General features: G+C 40.2%; 13 protein-coding genes. 8 read left to right on the plus strand and 5 right to left on the minus strand.

Features of this window, described 5'->3' with window-relative positions; all coding sequences use genetic code 11:
* Positions 1–4 precede the first annotated feature (4 nt).
* The gene (gene rpsT / locus A3223_RS07160) at positions 5–274 is read right to left on the minus strand and encodes a 30S ribosomal protein S20 (RefSeq protein WP_084109732.1); all 270 of its coding nucleotides are present in this window, start codon (positions 272–274) and stop codon (positions 5–7) included.
* A gap of 157 nt (positions 275–431) precedes the next feature.
* Between rpsT and glmM the strand changes: the two genes are divergently transcribed.
* From glmM to A3223_RS07190, 6 genes are all read left to right on the plus strand, one after another.
* Positions 432–1,772, plus strand: a complete 1,341-nt coding sequence (gene glmM, locus A3223_RS07165) for a phosphoglucosamine mutase (protein WP_084109733.1) — start codon at positions 432–434, stop codon at positions 1,770–1,772.
* A complete protein-coding gene (gene lspA, locus A3223_RS07170) occupies positions 1,765–2,217 on the plus strand; it encodes a signal peptidase II (RefSeq protein ID WP_084109734.1) in 453 nt (150 codons plus the stop codon). The genes glmM and lspA overlap by 8 nt, the downstream gene beginning before the upstream one ends.
* Positions 2,207–2,569 carry an NINE protein gene (locus tag A3223_RS07175; protein WP_084109735.1) on the plus strand — a complete coding sequence of 121 codons (363 nt, stop codon included), beginning with the start codon at positions 2,207–2,209 and terminating at the stop codon, positions 2,567–2,569. Before lspA ends, A3223_RS07175 begins: the two co-directional genes overlap by 11 nt.
* Before the next feature lie 9 nt (positions 2,570–2,578).
* A complete protein-coding gene (locus A3223_RS07180) occupies positions 2,579–3,013 on the plus strand; it encodes a CopD family protein (protein ID WP_084109736.1) in 435 nt (144 codons plus the stop codon).
* Positions 3,014–3,022: 9 nt separating this feature from the next.
* Complete coding sequence (locus A3223_RS07185; RefSeq protein WP_084109737.1) at positions 3,023–3,568, plus strand: hypothetical protein; 546 nt, start codon at positions 3,023–3,025, stop codon at positions 3,566–3,568.
* A gap of 116 nt (positions 3,569–3,684) precedes the next feature.
* Positions 3,685–5,124 (plus strand): acetyl-CoA carboxylase subunit A, encoded by a 1,440-nt coding sequence (locus A3223_RS07190; protein ID WP_084109738.1) that lies wholly within the window; start codon positions 3,685–3,687, stop codon positions 5,122–5,124.
* Positions 5,125–5,302: 178 nt separating this feature from the next.
* On the opposite strand, the gene A3223_RS09545 is transcribed toward A3223_RS07190, so the two are convergent.
* Positions 5,303–5,503 carry a hypothetical protein gene (locus A3223_RS09545; protein ID WP_141081800.1) on the minus strand — a complete coding sequence of 67 codons (201 nt, stop codon included), beginning with the start codon at positions 5,501–5,503 and terminating at the stop codon, positions 5,303–5,305.
* A gap of 416 nt (positions 5,504–5,919) precedes the next feature.
* Between A3223_RS09545 and A3223_RS07195 the strand changes: the two genes are divergently transcribed.
* Both A3223_RS07195 and gdhA read left to right on the plus strand, forming a co-directional pair.
* On the plus strand, positions 5,920–6,516 hold the full coding sequence (locus A3223_RS07195; protein WP_084109739.1) for an SMI1/KNR4 family protein: 597 nt from the start codon (positions 5,920–5,922) through the stop codon (positions 6,514–6,516).
* A gap of 187 nt (positions 6,517–6,703) precedes the next feature.
* Positions 6,704–8,062: an NADP-specific glutamate dehydrogenase gene (gdhA, locus tag A3223_RS07200; protein WP_084109740.1), complete on the plus strand. Its 1,359-nt coding sequence runs from the start codon at positions 6,704–6,706 to the stop codon at positions 8,060–8,062.
* A gap of 1,264 nt (positions 8,063–9,326) precedes the next feature.
* Here the strand turns inward: gdhA and infC are convergent.
* The 3 genes from infC to A3223_RS07220 form a co-directional block, all read right to left on the minus strand.
* Entirely contained in the window at positions 9,327–9,845 is a 519-nt protein-coding gene (gene infC, locus A3223_RS07210; RefSeq protein ID WP_054195973.1) for a translation initiation factor IF-3, read from the minus strand.
* Positions 9,842–11,662 carry a threonine--tRNA ligase gene (gene thrS, locus A3223_RS07215; RefSeq protein WP_084109742.1) on the minus strand — a complete coding sequence of 607 codons (1,821 nt, stop codon included), beginning with the start codon at positions 11,660–11,662 and terminating at the stop codon, positions 9,842–9,844. Before thrS ends, infC begins: the two co-directional genes overlap by 4 nt.
* A gap of 352 nt (positions 11,663–12,014) precedes the next feature.
* On the minus strand, positions 12,015–12,581 hold the full coding sequence (locus A3223_RS07220; RefSeq protein ID WP_084109743.1) for a YbaK/EbsC family protein: 567 nt from the start codon (positions 12,579–12,581) through the stop codon (positions 12,015–12,017).
* Positions 12,582–12,618: the final 37 nt, after the last annotated feature.

The raw sequence follows: 12,618 nt of genomic DNA on the forward strand, positions 1-12,618 counted from the left end.
TAAATTAAGCAGCTTTTAGAGTATTTACCAATTGTGCAAGGCGACTAACGCGGCGAGCAGCAGTTTGCTTCTTCAAAAAGCCTCTACTTACGAAGCTATGGATGCTTTTGTTAGCAACTTTTAAAGCTTCATTTGCAGCATTTAGATCTTTAGCTTCTACAGCTACACGCACTGCTTTTGTGATATTTTTAAGTCTTGTGCGGTAAAATCTATTTTTTTCTGTTCTTTTTATAGTTTGTCTAGCTCTTTTTTCAGCAGATTTATGGTTTGCCATAATATACCTTTTTGAATAATTTTAGTCGGTGATTATATTAAAAATATAATAAATTTAACCTTAATTTAAGTCATCCTTAATGAAGGTAAAATTTTAGATTTTAAATTAGGTAAATTCTGATAAAATAGCACAATTTTATAATAAAAAGGATAAATTTATGAAACTATTTGGAACGGATGGAGTTCGTGGAAAAGCTGGTGAGAAGCTTTCAGCTCAAACATCTATGCGTCTTGCAATGGCGGCTGGAATTTACTTTAGAAAGACCTCAGCTACAAATGTGATTTTGGTTGGAAAAGATACTAGAAAAAGCGGCTATATGATCGAAACTGCCATCGTTGCGGGGCTAACTGCAGTTGGCTACAACGTCCTTCAAATAGGCCCTATGCCAACGCCTGCGATCGCATTTTTAACAGAAAATATGCGCTGTGACGCTGGTATCATGATAAGCGCATCGCACAACCCATACTACGATAACGGCATCAAATTTTTTGATAGCTTTGGCAACAAACTTGATGAAAAAATAGAAGCTGAGATAGAGAAAATTTTCTACGACGACGAGCTCATCGCAAACGCCCAAAAAACGATGACAGAGATCGGCGCAAACAAAAGGATCGACGATGTTATCGGCAGATATATCGTGCAAATCAAAAATTCATTCCCAAAAGAGTTAAATTTAAAGAATTTACGAGTAGTTTTAGACGTGGCAAACGGAGCTGCTTACAAGGTCGCACCAACCGTATTTAGCGAGCTTGGAGCTGACGTCATCGTTATAAACGACGAGCCAAATGGTAGCAACATTAACCAAAACTGTGGCGCGCTTCATCCAGAGGATCTAGCAAGCGAAGTAAAAAGGCTTCGTGCCGACATCGGCTTTGCATTTGACGGCGATGCTGATAGGCTTGTAGTAGTTGACGAAAACGGCGAAGTTGTGCATGGCGACGCGATACTTGGCTCGTTGGCTGCATTTTTATACGAGCAAAAGGCTCTAAAAGGTGGTGCCATCGTGGCTACGGTAATGAGTAACGCAGCACTTGATGACTATCTAAAAGCTCATAAGATCAAACTACTTCGCTCAAACGTAGGCGATAAATACGTGCTTGAGATGATGAAAGAAAATGGTATAAATTTTGGCGGTGAGCAAAGCGGTCACGTCATTTTTAACGACTACGCTAAGACTGGCGACGGCCTTGTTACCTCAATGCAAGTTGTCGCGATGATGCTTAAAAAAGGTAAAAAAGCTAGCGAAATTTTTGGCGAGCTAAAGCCATATCCGCAAATTTTGCTAAATTTAAAGATCACAGAGAAAAAGCCGCTTGATAAGATAGAGGGGCTAAAAGAGCTTGAGGCTAACCTTGCAAAAGAGGGCATAAGGTCGCTCTTTAGATACTCTGGCACTGAGAATTTGATCAGACTTTTGCTTGAGGGTAAAAATCAAACTTTAGTTGAAAAACGCATGGATGAAGTTGAGAAATTTTTCATAAAAGCCTTAAATGCGTAAAAACTTAGTTAAATTTTTCATCGCATTTTTTATCATTTTTATCGTTGATCAAGCGATAAAAATGATATTTATAGATGGTTTTTCGTGGGAGGGTGAGTTTTTCTCGCTAGTTCTTACATATAATAAGGGCGTTGCATTTTCGATGTTTGCCTTTTTAGATGAGTGGCTGAAATTTATCCAGATTGCCCTTATTTTAGGCGTTTTTGTCTATCTAGTCGTTGAGAAAAAGCTGCTTTGCTCGCATGCCATTTGGCTTGGAGCTTTGCTAGGAGCTGGCAGCTCAAATATCACAGATAGATTTATCCATGGCGGTGTCGTGGATTACGTCTTTTGGCACAAGTGGTTTAACTTTGCGGTCTTTAACTTCGCTGATGTGATGATCGATCTTTGCGTGGTGATGATACTTTGGCAAAGTTTTAGAAAAAGGAGAGAGAGTGGGAAATAATATCTACGTCGCATACGCGCTTTGGCTACTTACTGGCTGGCTTGGAGCGCATAGAATTTACCTTGGTAAATTTATCACTGGCTTTTTAATGATGGGACTATTTTTTATTGGTTACTCTTTGCAAATCATCCTCGTTGGTTATTTATTCTTGGCTATTTGGGGCATTTGGTGGATCATAGATGCATTTTTAGTTGGCACTTATGTCGAGAAAAATTTACAAAAGACCGAACTAAAAGAGAGACTAAAACTAAAAGATAAAGAGGACGACTTAAAAAGGCTTTACGAACTTTTTGAGAGTGGTGCGATCAGCAAGGCTGAATTTGAAGCTAGAAAAGAGATACTTTTTAGATAAGGAGACGTTATGGCAGAATATTACCTTTACTTAAAATACCTCCACTATTTGTTTTTCATCTCGTGGATGGCAGTGCTGTTTTATCAGCCAAGGCTCTACGTTTATCACGTAGAAAACATGGACAAACCTGACTTTGTAAAAGTGGTCGAAGTGATGGAGTACAAGATGTATCACTACATCGGCTGGGTCGCGCTCATTGGCTCATTTGTCACTGGCATTTTGATACTTATCGCGATGCCTGATCTTATAAAAACTGGTCACATCCATGTCAAAATTTTAGTTGTCATCTTAATGTCCATCTATCACCTAGACCTTGGACGCTACATGAAGCAGCTCAAAGAAAAACGCTGTAACAAAAGTGGCATCTTCTTTAGAGCTTACAACGAAGTGCCAACTATCGCGATGCTTATCATCATCTGGGTCATGATAGTAAATCCATTTTAAGGGAATTTGATGAAGAAATTTTTAGCATTTATCGCTTTGCCAGCGCTCTTGCTCGCGGCTACTCAGTACTTTGAGCCGGTGCAGATAAAATTTGACAACAGACTATATTCACTAGCATATTCAGCCAAGCCTGTGCCAAATTTATTCACACAGGAGTACTTGCTCCCTGGTGAGAAGCTAGATAGTTTTAGCTACATGCTCTCGCTAAATACGCTTAAATTTGACGCTACACCAGAGCAAGCAGTCGAGCAAAAGATAAATGATCTAAAAGAGCTAAAAGCAAAAGGACTAAAAGTAGCTTATAAAAAGGGTTCGCTGGCAAATGAAATTTATCTTGATATCACGATATTTTCAAATCTAAATGGCGTACCAACAGCTGAGCACTCGATATATCGCTACACCAAACAAGGCGGAAATTTAGTCCTTTTTACCATCCAAAGGCGTGCTTATAAAAAAGAGGGCATTCAAAGATTTGCTACAAATTTCACGATAGAGTCGCAAGATTTTAGCAAAAAAGCCCTAGCCACACCTTTTCCACAAATCATCAATAGATAGAAAAATTTGAGTATAAATTTAGCCTTTGCACTCAAATTTTAAAACTAGACTTAATAAATTTATCTAAAAATAAAACGAATAGTTATATGATAAGCAAAACTCAAAAAGGATAGCCTATGATACATAAAATTCTTATCGCAAATCGTGGTGAGATCGCAGTTAGGATAGTCAGAGCTTGTAGGGATTTACACATTCAAAGCGTAGGAATTTACACAGCGCCAGATAGCGAGTGCTTACATGTGAGGATCGCTGATGAAGCCTATCAAGTGGGCGAAGATCCGATCAAAGGCTATCTTGACGCCAAAGCTATCGTAAAGCTTGCTAAAGAGTGCGGGGCTGACGCGATACACCCAGGATACGGCTTTTTAAGCGAAAACTACGAATTTGCAAAGGCAGTCGAGGACGCTGGGCTTATCTTTATCGGTCCAAAGGCTGAAGTGATCAGAAAAATGGGCGATAAAAACATCGCTAGATATCTGATGAAGAAAAACGGCATACCGATAGTTCCAGGTACTGAAAAGCTAAATGATGAGAGCATGGACGCCATAAAAGAGCATGCTAGACGCATCGGCTATCCAGTCATCTTAAAAGCAAGTGGTGGTGGTGGTGGCCGTGGCATTAGAGAGGTCTGGCAAGAAGAAGATATGCAAGATGCCTTTGAGTCGTGCACCAGAGAGGCTAAGGCATACTTTAACAATGACGAAGTTTTTATGGAGAAGCTTGTCGTAAATCCTCGCCACATCGAGTTTCAAATTTTAGGCGATAACTACGGCAACATCATCCACCTTTGCGAGCGTGACTGCTCTATCCAAAGGCGCCACCAAAAGATCATTGAGATCGCACCTTGCCCATCTATCAGTGAAAATTTAAGAAAGATCATGGGTGTGACTGCGGTGGCTGCTGCAAAGGCTGTGGGCTACTCAAACGTCGGAACTATCGAGTTTTTGCTAGATGACTACAACAACTTTTACTTCATGGAGATGAACACCCGTATCCAAGTGGAGCACGGCATCACTGAAGAGATCACAGGACATGACCTAGTCGTTAGGCAGATAAGGATCGCAGCTGGTGAAATTTTAGAGATCGAGCAAAGCGACATCAAGCCGCGCGGCTACGCGATAGAAGCAAGGATCACGGCTGAAAATGTCTGGGAGAATTTCATCCCAGCACCAGGCACGATCGAGGGCTACTACCCAGCCCTTGGCCCATCTGTGCGTGTCGATAGCCACGTCTATAAAGACTACACCATACCGCCATTTTATGACTCTTTGATCGCAAAGCTGATCGTAAAGGCGACCGACTACGATCTAGCGGTAAATAAGCTTGAAAGAGCACTTGAAGAATTTACCATCGAAGGCGTGCGAACGATCATCCCATTTTTGCTAACGATCAGCAAAAGTAAAGAGTTTAGAAGAGGATTTTTCGATACTAGCTACGTTGAGAAAAACTTAAAAACTATCCTTGAAAACACCTATGACGATATGAATAAAGAGCCAAATGACGACCTAGAAGAAGTCATCGTAGAGGCGATAAAAAGATATAAAAAGAAGAGATAAATTTATCTCTTTATGGCTTTGGCGATAAATTTCGCCAAAGCTAAATCCTCGCGCTAACTGCGTACGTCTTAGCTCCGTCATTTACCATAGCGTAGAGTCTACTGGAATGATCTGATCTGTAACTAAGCCAAAATTTCAAACTATATCTTTTTTAGTAGCAAGCCATCTTTAGCGTTTATCAAAACTGGTTTATTTTTCGGTTTATAAGCAAAATTTGACCATTAATCCAAGCAAAGTACTCCGCGCCACTTGTTTTAAATTTAAATATCACCTCGCCACTTTTTACCTCAACAGCGTATAGATATCCGCCATTGCCAGCGGTACCAAAGCAAAACATCCCCCTCGCGCAGGCAAACTGGCGTGTAGAGATATGTGCCAAGCTTTAGCCACCAGATAGTTTTGCCTATTCTTGTACTATGTCTTTAGGCGGCACACTCTCATTTAAATTTTTTATCTTTTGCTTCGCCCTTGAACTCTGAGCCACTCAAAATTTATTTGCACTCCACTATAAGTGGCGAACTCATTCGTACGCGAAAGCCCTCAAGTTCGTATGTTTTAGCGTCGTCATAAATCTCTTTTATGGGCTACGCGGCCTTACCAAGCCAATTTTACCTTATCATTAATCCTTTATAATATCTCGCATTTAGTGATTGCTAGTTTTCTTAGTTATCTCTGCCAGCTTCTTAAATTTATGAAGATCGTGGTCTAAATTTGGTGACAAATGGGTCAAAATCAAAAGCGCACCGAGTTAAATTTGATAAAATTTGCCAAAATTTAGCAGATTAAAGGACTAATATGTTTTTAAAGCTAGATGAAATCGCTCAAAAGTTAGATCAAATTTTCTTACCACTAGAGCAAGAGGGTATGACTGGCATGAGGCTCTTGCTTCAAAATGATATTAAAGCTACTACACAAGCACTTAAAAACGCAGAAAAGGCTCTTGGCGTAAATTTCCCAGCTAAATTTGCAGAGCTAATGAGCAAATTTGACCTTGGAAATTTTAAAATTTGCAATGTCAAATTTGGCTCCAAAGGCGATTACGTGAGTGAGCTAGTACGGCTAAATAGCGTAGATGAGTTTGGTGGCAAATGGTGGAATGGCGAGACTCGCCCTTTAAATTTAATAGTCTTTGCCGTGGGTGATCCGTGGATATTTTTGCTTGATTGCACGAGTGGCGCGGTCTATGCATGGCTACTTGGAGATAAAAAGCTTTGCAGCAGGCGCGTTGCGAGTGACTTTGAAAAATTTTTTATAGTGCTTGCTAGCATCGATATAGCAAGGCTAAATGATGAAGCTATGCCAAAGGCCGAAGAAGTGCTTAAATTCGTTCAAACAGATAGCACTCGTACTAATAGAGCCTTTGACTTTTGGCAGGAGTTACTTCAAATTTAATAAATTTTATTCACAAAAATTTATCTACATAAAATCAAATCAAAACCAATAAAATCGCTTTTTATAAATTTAGTTTCGATATGTAACGCTCATCGCCTAAAATAAAAATATAAAAATAAATTTAAATAAAAATTTTTTCTAGGAGAGTTAATATTCAACTACGAAAATTTGACGAATAGGAGCTAAGATGAGCGAGTACATCGAAAAAACGATGGAGTGGATAAAAAAGACCAATCCGGGTCAAGGCGTCTTTGTCCAGGCTGCGACCGAGGTTTTAAACAGCCTCGAGCCGCTTATAAAAAGAGAGAGCAAGTACCAAAAACACGCGATACTAGAACGCATCGTCATACCTGAGCGCACGGTGATCTTTCGCGTCACGTACACGGGTGACGACGGCAGACCGCAGGCAAATAACGGCTACCGCGTACAGTTTAACTCAGCCGTGGGCCCCTATAAAGGCGGCATCAGACTGCATCCTAGCGTGGATCTTGGCGTGCTAAAATTTCTAGGATTTGAGCAAATTTTTAAAAACTCGCTCACGGGCGTAAATATCGGCGGCGCAAAAGGCGGCAGCACCTTTGATCCAAAAGGCAAGAGCGAGGGCGAGATAATGCGCTTTTGCCAGGCGTTTATGAGCGAGCTTTACCGCCACATCGGCAACACCGTGGACGTGCCCGCAGGCGACATCGGCGTTGGCGCGCGCGAGATCGGATATATGTTTGGGCAGTATAAAAAACTCACGGGCAGGTTTGACGGCATACTAACGGGCAAGGGGCTAAACTGGGGTGGCAGCCTAGCGCGCACGGAGGCGACCGGATACGGGTTAGTGTATTTTACGCAAAATATGCTCAAAAGAGCGAGCCTTGGGCTAGAGGGCAAAAAATGCAACATAAGCGGTAGCGGAAACGTCGCCATCTACACGGTAGAAAAGCTCTATCAAGTAGGCGCGCTGCCTATCACGGTTTCTGATTCAAACGGATACGTTTACGACGCAGAGGGCGTCGATCTAGCGGTACTTAAAGAGCTAAAAGAAGTCAAACGCGCGCGCCTTAGCGAATACGTTAAATTTAGACCGAACGCAAGATACGTAAGCGTAAGCGAGTACAAAGAGGGCAGAAACGGCGTGTGGGACGTGCCGTGCGACGGGGCATTTCCGTGTGCGACGCAAAACGAGCTTCACTTAGCCGACATAAAGACGCTCTACGCTAACGGCTGCCGTTTCGTGGCTGAGGGGGCAAATATGCCAAGCACACTTGATGCGATAAATTTTATGCTAGCGCAAAAGGATTTTTACTTCGCTCCGGCAAAGGCGGCAAACGCTGGTGGCGTGGGCACAAGTGGCCTTGAGATGATGCAAAACGCTGGCATGACTTCGTGGAGCTTTGAGGAGGTAGATCACAGACTTCATGGCATCATGAATCATATCTTCGAGCTTAGCTACGAGACTAGCAAGGAGTTTGGCGACGAGGGAAATCTAGTACTTGGCTCAAATATCGCGGGCTTTAGAAAAGTGGCCGATGCGATGATAGATCAGGGATACGTGTAGGGCTGATTTTGCTCTTTGCTCTATAAATTTACGTCCAAGTTAAATTTCAATATGAAGTTACTTTGGGCTTTTAGGTAAAAAGGAATTTGCCTTTTGTATGGCAAATTTTAATAGCAAACTATTAAAATTTATGCTGGATTGAAGCATTGTATATATGTGGATTTGAAGCTCGCCTAAATTTAAAGTATTTACACTAAGTTGGCGAGCAGATCACTATTTTTAGATCTTTTAGTGCAAATTTTACCAAAAGAGCTGATACGGTGGCAAATGGTGGAGTGGCGAGGTTTGTGCAACAAATTTGAAAGTTTTTGCCATGGATGCTTTTGCTTGATTACACGAGTGGTATGTTTATGTGTGGCTGTTTAAAAATGAAGAAATTTGTAGCAGGCGCGTTGCGAGCGAGAAATTTTTATAGTATTAGCTGACATCGATATAGCAAGGCAAAATGAAGAAGTCCTGACAGAGAATGAGCAAACACTAAATTTTATCCAAGCAGATTATAGGGCATTTGATTTTTGCCAAGAAATGGCTTATAAAATTTAGTAAATTTATGCTCACCCAGCCTAAATTCTCTTTTATAAATTTAAACTATAAACAAGCGAATTTTTTAGCAAATTTAGCCTGCTATTAAGCGAAATCTAACTTAAAATGCTAAACACAAGTGCCATAAACTTACAAATTATCAAATTTACTCTTTCAGGCGAGCTCTTGCCTAGTCGAATTTCAGTAAAGCGCCCATGTAATGGTTGGCAGAAAAAGGATGGAGCAAATTCTAGTAAGCAAAAATTAAAATTTGCTACATTTAATCCACAAACAATCAAACTTCTCGTCAAATTTGGTCGCCACATAAAACCAAGAGTAGTCAAAGCTTTTTGTAAAAAGTATTATTAAAGCAATATCCCATTATCAAATTTAGCTAGATATTAGGCAAAATTTGGCTTAAAAACACTCACGCAAGCACTAAAATTTTGTAAGCTCGCAAGAGAGTCGATTTACCTAGATTATTTTTAGCAAAGCGTATATGCAAGCGATAGCAAAATGATTGGATTATGCTGGGCAAAGATCAAAATTTACTAAATTTAAGCCACTCCTAAATTTCTTCTACAAAATTTAACCGTAAGCCGTATCAACCCTGCAAACGCCTTTGCGTAAATTTAACACATATAAAAATGATAGGATTTTTGGAAAATAATTATTTATAAGTTTTTGTATTTAAAATTTAATGTAAGAAAGAGCAAGCTAGCACCTGCTCTTTGTTTAGAATTTAACCCTTTTTTGGAGTTACAAGCATATTTACATAACGACCTTCTATCATAGGTTCTTTATCGCGATCAGCTTCATTTTTTATCATTTCCCAGACCTTCTCAAGCATAGCTACACCAGCTTCTGGAGTGCTCATCTCGCGACCCTTTAAAAATACACGAAATTTAACGTGTTTGCCATCTTGCAAAAACTCGCTTGCGTGTTTAACCTTGTAGTTTATATCGTTTTGGGCGATCTTGACAGAGAGTTTTATCTCTTTTATCTCGATGGTTTTTTGCTTTTTCTTGGCCTCTTTTTGCTTTTTCTCTTGCTGATAACGGAATTTACCATAGTCCATTATCTTGCAAACTGGTGGCTTCGCGTCTGGCGCTATAAGCACTAGATCAAGCCCAAGCTTATTTGAGATCTCTAAAGCCTCTTCTCTTGAGATGACACCGTATGCCGTGCCATCATCCCCTACACATCTTACCTCTCTCGCCCTTATGTCCTCATTGAGCAATACTTCATTTTCCTTACTCAAAAATGTACCTCACTAAGTTTCTCCTTCGTTAAATTTATAAATTCCGCCAAGCTCATATCGCTCTGCGTCCTAGCCTGTCTGTCGCGTAGCGCAACGCTCTTGTTCGCTACTTCGTTGTCACCTAGCACGACTATCATAGGCACCCTTTGTTTTTCTGCCGTTCTTATTCTTTTATTTAAACTCTCATTTTTACTTGCGATCTCGCTATCGACGTTGATCTTTCTTAGCTCGCGTGAAATTTCTTTTGCATAGTCTAAATGCACGTCGCTAATAGGCACGATGACGACTTGCGTAGGAGCTATGAAAAATGGTAGCTCGCCAGCAGTGTGCTCAAGTAAAATTCCTATAAATCTCTCAAAACTGCCAAGCAAGGCTCTGTGAAGCATTACAGGGCGCTGTCTTTCGTTATTTGCGTCGATGTAGCCTAGATCAAAGCGCTCTGGCAAGTTAAAATCAACTTGTATAGTGCCGCATTGCCACTTTCGTTTTAATGCGTCGGTGATTTTGATGTCGATTTTTGGTCCATAAAATGCGCCACCGCCCTCGTCGATACCGTATCTAAAACCGTTTTCATCAAGCGCTTCTTTTAGCGCTTTGGTTGCAGTCTCCCAAATTTCGTCCCCGCCAATCGCTTTTGCAGGCTTGGTCGAAATTTCCATCTCGTAATGAAAGCCGAAATTTTCCATTATTTTGCCGGCAAATTTTAAAATTTCTAGGATATTTTCTTTGATTTGGCTTGGCATACAAAAGATGTGCGAGTCATCTTGTGCAAATTCTCTAACCCTGAAAAGTCCGTGAAGCACACCGCTTTTTTCATGGCGATGCACGACGCCATACTCGAAAAATTTAAGTGGCAAATCGCGGTAAGAGCGGATGTCACTTTGATAAACTTTGATGTGGCCGACGCAGTTCATCGGCTTTATGCCATACTCTGCGTCGTCAATAGTCGTAAAGTACATATTTTCTTTGTAGTTTGCGTAGTGGCCGCTCTTTTTCCATACGTCGGCTTTTAGTAGCTCGGGGCCTCTAACCGGCTCGTAGCCGCGGTCGCGGTGGGCTTTGTATAAAATTTGCTCTAACTTCGAGCGCAAGCGTCCGCCGTTTGGCAGCCAGATCGGTAGACCGCCGCCGACCTCTTCGTCGAAGGTAAATAGCTTCATCTCGACGCCAAGCTTTCTATGGTCACGCTTTTTGGCCTCTTCGATGATGCGGATGTGCTCTTTTAGGCTCTCTTTGTCTGCGTATGCTGTGCCATAAATTCTAGTTAGCATCTCACGGCTCTCATCTCCGCCAAGATAAGCTCCAGCCACGCGTGTAAGCTTGAAAAATTTTAAAAATTTAGTATTTGGCACATGTGGTCCACGGCAAAGATCTTCAAAATCGCCTTGCGAGTAGCTGCTAACTTCGCCATCTGGAATTCTTTTTAAGACCTCTTGTTTTAGATCGTCGTTTTTAAATTTCTCACTCATATTAGCTTTAGTTGAGCAAGCTTTTACGATGTCAAATTTCTTCTCAGCAAGCTCTTTCATCTTATCTTCGATCGCTGCTAGATCGCTCTCGCCTAGCTTCGTGCCCTCATCATCAACTCTAAAATCATAATAAAACCCATCTTCTACGTTTGGTCCGACAAAGAATTTCGCCTTTGGATAGAGTGATTTGATAGCTTGTGCCATGAGGTGTGCACAGGAGTGTCTGATAACGTGTAGTGCCTCTTTTGAGTTGTCAAAATAGATAGGCTCAGCACTACTCTCACGCCCTGCGATACTTTGTGTATCGACTATTTCGCCATTTAGTTTGTATGCGATGATATCGCTCATTGTTTTTCCTTATATCAAATTGTCTTTTTTACGATAAAAGAACGATTAAGGATTTTATCTAAATGGGCTTTAAGCTAAACTTAATATTTACTAAGCAAATTTTTATAAATTCTTTTTAAATCCGCAAGCTTTGATATATAAATTTATTTATAAAATATATATATTTATATTTAATAAATACGTAAATCCCTAAATTTAAAGATTCTTATTTATATAATTTATTATATTTTAAGATTATGCCTGATAATATTTGTTCTTGAAATGAATTTAGCAATTTCTCGTCTTTGTATTATTTAAATTCATTTTTCTCCCGACAATATTTAGTGCTAGGAAGTGGTTAGCCTAGCACTTTTTATTCTGCAAAATTTATTAGCGTTGGTCGTACTATCTTCGTATAATCTTTTGTATTTAAAATGATCGATCTATCAAGTAGTCCTGCATTAAATGCGATCTCATCGTTTCTTTGTAGTAACCTTTCATCAACTACAATGTGTAAATTTTTATGAAAGCTAAATGGTGGCACTGATCCAAAAACACAATCTGTCAATGCCAAAACTTCATCTGGACTAGCTAGGCTTGCTCTTTTGCCGTCAAATTTTTGTGTCAAGCTATCAAGATTTGCTTGCATATCGGCTGGCAAAATAGCCAAAATATAAATTTTACCAGCCTTCATCGCTGGCTTTTCATCGCTTAGTAAATAATCATTTAGCACATTTTCATCTTTAAAAATTTGCCTAAATCTCTCCTCATCCACCCCTTTAATAGAGCAAACTAGAGCCTTTGCGCCTTGACTCATCTTTGTTCCTCTAAGTTTTGCTACCTCTTCTGAAGTGGTCGCACTCTCATGGTTTAGAACTTTAAATTTGGCTTCATTCTTGCTAAGAAGCTCATGTATCTTATTAAAAATTTGCTCAGACACAGCTCTTTCCTTTGGATAAATTTTAGTTAAAATTATA

This window comes from Campylobacter concisus (assembly GCF_002092855.1).
GTDB classification, from domain to species: Bacteria; Campylobacterota; Campylobacteria; order Campylobacterales; family Campylobacteraceae; genus Campylobacter_A; species Campylobacter_A concisus_AI.

Excerpts from the sequence above, each read along its gene's own strand:
- rpsT (WP_084109732.1), bottom strand. The coding sequence starts at position 274 with ATGGCAAACCATAAATCTGCTGAAAAAAGAGCTAGACAAACTATAAAA.
- glmM (WP_084109733.1), top strand. The coding sequence starts at position 432 with ATGAAACTATTTGGAACGGATGGAGTTCGTGGAAAAGCTGGTGAGAAG.
- lspA (WP_084109734.1), top strand. The coding sequence starts at position 1,765 with ATGCGTAAAAACTTAGTTAAATTTTTCATCGCATTTTTTATCATTTTT.
- A3223_RS07180 (WP_084109736.1), top strand. The coding sequence starts at position 2,579 with ATGGCAGAATATTACCTTTACTTAAAATACCTCCACTATTTGTTTTTC.
- A3223_RS07185 (WP_084109737.1), top strand. The coding sequence starts at position 3,023 with ATGAAGAAATTTTTAGCATTTATCGCTTTGCCAGCGCTCTTGCTCGCG.
- A3223_RS07190 (WP_084109738.1), top strand. The coding sequence starts at position 3,685 with ATGATACATAAAATTCTTATCGCAAATCGTGGTGAGATCGCAGTTAGG.
- A3223_RS07195 (WP_084109739.1), top strand. The coding sequence starts at position 5,920 with ATGTTTTTAAAGCTAGATGAAATCGCTCAAAAGTTAGATCAAATTTTC.
- gdhA (WP_084109740.1), top strand. The coding sequence starts at position 6,704 with ATGAGCGAGTACATCGAAAAAACGATGGAGTGGATAAAAAAGACCAAT.
- thrS (WP_084109742.1), bottom strand. The coding sequence starts at position 11,662 with ATGAGCGATATCATCGCATACAAACTAAATGGCGAAATAGTCGATACA.